Source organism: Streptomyces sp. McG3, assembly GCF_018619185.1.
Lineage (GTDB): Bacteria > Actinomycetota > Actinomycetes > Streptomycetales > Streptomycetaceae > Streptomyces.
The window spans coordinates 1-4111 of the sequence record NZ_JAAXYC010000477.1; the positions used below are offsets into that span (position 1 = coordinate 1).

Annotated in this window: 6 protein-coding genes; 3 read left to right on the forward strand and 3 right to left on the reverse strand. The window is 72.1% G+C overall.

Going from position 1 to position 4111, the window contains the following annotated elements; all coding sequences use genetic code 11:
* Positions 1-154: 154 nt before the first annotated feature.
* The 3 genes from HET64_RS37195 to HET64_RS37205 all read right to left on the reverse strand — a co-directional run bounded on the left by HET64_RS37195 (position 155) and on the right by HET64_RS37205 (position 2504).
* The gene (locus tag HET64_RS37195) at positions 155-823 is read right to left on the reverse strand and encodes a multicopper oxidase domain-containing protein (protein WP_215111650.1); all 669 of its coding nucleotides are present in this window, start codon (positions 821-823) and stop codon (positions 155-157) included.
* A complete protein-coding gene (locus HET64_RS37200) occupies positions 820-1257 on the reverse strand; it encodes a hypothetical protein (RefSeq protein ID WP_251146405.1) in 438 nt (145 codons plus the stop codon). The genes HET64_RS37195 and HET64_RS37200 overlap by 4 nt, the downstream gene beginning before the upstream one ends.
* 131 nt (positions 1258-1388) lie before the next feature.
* The gene (locus HET64_RS37205; protein ID WP_215111651.1) at positions 1389-2504 is read right to left on the reverse strand and encodes an amidohydrolase family protein; all 1116 of its coding nucleotides are present in this window, start codon (positions 2502-2504) and stop codon (positions 1389-1391) included.
* Positions 2505-2592: 88 nt separating this feature from the next.
* Here HET64_RS37205 and HET64_RS37210 point away from each other — a divergent pair, with 88 nt between their 5' ends.
* The 3 genes from HET64_RS37210 (at position 2593) to HET64_RS37220 (ending at position 4084) form a co-directional block, all read left to right on the forward strand.
* Positions 2593-3159 carry a MarR family winged helix-turn-helix transcriptional regulator gene (locus tag HET64_RS37210; protein WP_215111652.1) on the forward strand — a complete coding sequence of 189 codons (567 nt, stop codon included), beginning with the start codon at positions 2593-2595 and terminating at the stop codon, positions 3157-3159.
* A gap of 29 nt (positions 3160-3188) precedes the next feature.
* Entirely contained in the window at positions 3189-3353 is a 165-nt protein-coding gene (locus tag HET64_RS37215; RefSeq protein ID WP_308370433.1) for a hypothetical protein, read from the forward strand.
* Positions 3354-3475: 122 nt separating this feature from the next.
* Entirely contained in the window at positions 3476-4084 is a 609-nt protein-coding gene (locus HET64_RS37220; protein ID WP_215111653.1) for a hypothetical protein, read from the forward strand.
* Positions 4085-4111 lie beyond the last annotated feature (27 nt).

Here is a 4111-nt window from a genome sequence, read left to right on the forward strand (position 1 = left end):
GTCCTGGTCACCCCGGCCCGCTCCCGCCGCCCTGGTACCGTCGATCACATGTGTGCAGCTTCGTGCGCGGCCGCTTGCGCCGCGGTGACCAGGACCCTCCGCTAGCGGCGGGCGTTCTCCTCACACACCTTCAGGGCGTCCAGCCGCTTCGTGATCAGATCCGAGCGGCTTCTTCCAGCCGGCCGTCGACGAACCGCCGGTCCTGCACGATGACCGGGACGTCATCGATGCCGTAGCGGTGGGGAAGCGACTTGGCGGTGGTGTCGTCGTCATCGATGAGGAACATTCCGGCCACACCGCGATAGAGGTGCTGGGCCGTCTTCCCGTGCGGGTGCGGGTGGTACCAGAGCGACGCGCCGGGCTGGTCGATCCTCCACGTGGGCGACCAGGTCGCACCCGGCTCGATCATCCGGTGCGGGCCGCCGTCCATCGTGGGCGGCAGATGCATGCCGTGCCAGTGGAGCGAGGTCGCCTCGTCCACGCCGTTGGCCACGTTGATCAGCACGGTCTCCCCGCGCGCGGCCCGCAGGGTCGGGCCGGGACACTCGCCGTTGACGCCCCAGGCAGGAGAGCGTCTGCCCGCGATGAACTCCCTCGTGCCCTGACGGATGTCCAGCTCGAAGACCCGTCTTCCCTCTCCGTCGAACCGGGACTCGGCAAGCGGTGGCGCCTGCACACGGTGGGTGAAGGCGATCCTGCCCACCGTGTCGATGCTCCTGCCGGTGACAGCCGTCCTCAGTGCCGGCAGCCCCAGGCCCAGGGCCGGCAGCGCCACGGCCGCTCCCCCGATCAGTCGGAGCGTCTGCCGTCGGGTCGGGGTCACGACGCCTCACCGCCCCGGGCCGGCCGGCCGTCGTTCCGGACCTGGGTCAGCAGCATGACGCTCGCGCCGAACATCAACACCCCTATCGGCACGTGCAGTTCCCGCACACGGGCGAAGCCGAGCACCATCTGCGCCAGCGTGAAAACCAGCATCGGAGCGCTCCTGAGAAGCAGGCGCGGCGAGCCTCCCCCCGGCTTCCAGGCCAGGATCGTCGCTCCCAGGTTGAGCAGCACCACGAGGAGGACGGCTCCCCCCATCACGCCGTGCAGCTCCCGGCCGACGGGGACGGAGGCGAGCAGGAGCCCGGCCGTGGCCGCCTGCGCCAGGATCACCGCCGACTGGAGGACGAGCGTGATCTGCAACAGCCGCATCGGCCGCTGGGCCTGGGGACGCCCGGCGCGGGGCGCGGGCTTGAGCACGGACGGTAAGGACATGGGGCGCTCCGGGGGGAGAGAAGCGGACAGGGCGCCTGCGAGGGCAGCCCCGGGCCGCGTGCGGCAGCGGGATCGGCGGATGCCGCGCCCGCGCATGTCAGCGGGATCGGCGGATGCCGCGCCCGCGTATGTCAGCGGGATCGGCGGATGCCGCGTCGCCAGACGTCGACGACGGAACGGCTCGCGACGATCTCTCGCGTCGGGTCGCCGTCGACGAGGACCAGGTCGGCGCGGAGCCCCGGGGCGATACGGCCCCGGTCGGCCAGCCCGAAGCACCGGGCGGTGACACCGGTGCCGGCGGCCAGCGCTTCGAGCGGGGAGAGGCCGGCCCGGACCAGCAGTTCCAGCTCTCGGTGCAGGCCGTCGCCGTGGCTGGGGGCGAAGGGGTTGGCGTCGGTACCGGCCAGCAGCGGCACACCTGCCCGGTGCAGCGCCCCGGCGGCGTGCGCCGCACGGCTGAGGCGGTCCGAGCCGTCGCCGCCGATGGACTCGAAGTAGGCGAGCGTGCTCACCACGAAGACGCCCCGTCCGGCCGCCCTGGCAGCCAAGACGTCGGTGACCGGATCACCCGCGGGGGTGTCGGCCCAGACGTGGGCCAGTCCGTCGACGCCGGCGTCCAGGGCGAGTGCGGCCTCCCTGGCGGTGCACGCATGCGCGATGGTCTTCAGTCCCGCCGCGCGGGCGGCGTCGACGAGAGCGGCCGCGGTGTCCCGCCCGAGAGCGGGCACCGGTGTCCCGGCCATCGCGCCGTCATCGATCACGATCTTCAGGTAGTCGCTGCCCTCGGCCGCCCGGGCGGCGACGAACGATGCGGCCCGGGCGGGGTCGGCGATCGTGTCGAACGGTCCGACCGCGTCCTCGGGGTTCTCCAGCATGGTGGATATCGCTGCCATGACTCCCGTCGGATGGCCGCCCGGTGCGGTGGCCAGGACGCCGGCACTGCGGAGATCGGCGACGTCATCACGGTCCGCGGCCAGCTTTCGCTGGCGTCGCAGGTTCGACGGCAGGCAGAACATGTCCAGCTCGGTGGTCACGCCGTAGGACAGCGCCCGGGCGAGACTGCCGTCGAAGGTGTGGGTGTGCGCGTCGATCAGCCCCGGAAGCAAGGTCCTGCCCGCACCGTCGACTTCGACGTCCGCGCGGAGGCCGTCGGGCTCGGCGATGTGGCCGTCGACCATGAGGACGTCAGCGCCTTCCACGGCCCGCACGCCGTCGAAGGCGCGCACATCACGGATGAGAGTTCGCACAGCGGTCTCCTCGAATCCTCGTCCAGGGGATAGTTCGCCAGACGATAGTACGCCAGCGAACTATCGTCTGGCGAATAGACTGCGCTGCATGAGCGAGGGTGCCGCGGACGCGGTGGACGGAATCGTCGAGGACTGGCGACGGGAGCGGCCGGACCTGGAGGTGTCCGCGCTGACGACCGTCGGCCGGCTGGCGTTCGTCGCGGAGAACGTCATCGGCCCGGTGGGGGAACGCGCCGTGGAACGGCACGGCATCGCCAAGGGCGACTTCGACGTGCTCGCGACGCTGCGGCGCACCGGTGCCCCGTACGCCCTGAGCCCGTCCGCGCTCTCCTCCGAGCTGATGATGTCGCGGGCGGGGATGACGAAGCGGATGGACCGGCTGGAGAAGGCCGGACTCGCGGAACGCGTCCCCGACGCCGACGACCGCCGCAGCTTCCGGATCACCCTCACGGCGGAGGGCCGCCGCGTCGTCGACGCCGCCCTCACCGACCTCGCGGCCGACCTGTCGGCACTGGTCTCCGACCTCACCGACACCGAGCGCGAAGGCCTCGACCGAGCGCTCCGCGCCCTCCTGCGCGCCGGGCGGGATCGGTCACCCTCGAACGCGGCACAGCCACCCGTCGGTCCGAGATCCCTTCCGTCGGCGCGCGCCTGAGCGCGGCGATCGCCGTCGCGGAGGGATACGTGGACGCTGACGGGGGCAGAGGCATCGGACTGACGGACGCGATGAACGTCGCGCCGGCCGCCGCCTACCGTACCGAGTTCACCTTCACCTCCGACCGCCACTGCCGTAGGGTCCGGCCTCCGACCGGGCACAAGGCGTTCCGGTTGCTGCCCGACGACCTCTGAGAAGGGCGCCGCCCCAGCCCGTCCGCTCCGCCTTCACCCGGCGGAGTGGAGTCGGCCGCCCGCAGGGGTGGTACGGCCTCGCCGTGCGGCGTTCCCGTGGCCGTGTGCCGAACCATGAGCGCATGTCACGGAACAGTCTGCGTTCGCTGGCCCGCCGCGTGGTTCCCACCCTGCTGGTCGCCCAAGTCGTCTTCCTCCCCCTCCAGTCCGCTTCTGCCGCCACGCTCACCGCGCACCCGTGCGCGTCGTCCGCCGGTTGCGGTTCGGTCGTCGTCGCGCCCGTCTCGCAGGCGGCCCCGGATCACGGTGACTGCACCAGTCCGGAACCGGTCGTGTGCCTGATCCGGAGCGAGACGCCGCAGGAGCGCGAGGTCGCCCGCGATCAGCGGATGCGCTATCACGACCTCCTCGCGGACATGGAACGCACGGAGTGCGCCATGCGCGCCGAAGGGCGCTCGGAGGAGGACATCGCCCGCGCCCTGGTCCAGATGCGCAATGACGCCAAGGACGTCGTCCGCGCCGGGATGACCCCGGAACAGGTCGCGGAGCTGGAGGCGCGCAACCAGAAGAAGTACGGGAACCCGCTCGGCCCGACGGCGGACCAGCTCTACCTGAAGTACGGCTCCTGGGAGCAGGTCTCCGAAGCCGCCACGCGTTCGAGCGCGGCCGTGGACCGGGAGCTCGGCCTGGAATTCCGCCACTGCTCCTGTGACGTCCTCCAGGCGGCCTGACCACCCCCGCCCCCGCCGGGCAGGGGC

Bases quoted from the DNA above. Each gene is read 5' to 3' on its own strand.
- HET64_RS37200 (WP_251146405.1), bottom strand. From the start codon at position 1,257: ATGTCCTTACCGTCCGTGCTCAAGCCCGCGCCCCGCGCCGGGCGTCCC.
- HET64_RS37210 (WP_215111652.1), top strand. From the start codon at position 2,593: ATGAGCGAGGGTGCCGCGGACGCGGTGGACGGAATCGTCGAGGACTGG.
- HET64_RS37220 (WP_215111653.1), top strand. From the start codon at position 3,476: ATGTCACGGAACAGTCTGCGTTCGCTGGCCCGCCGCGTGGTTCCCACC.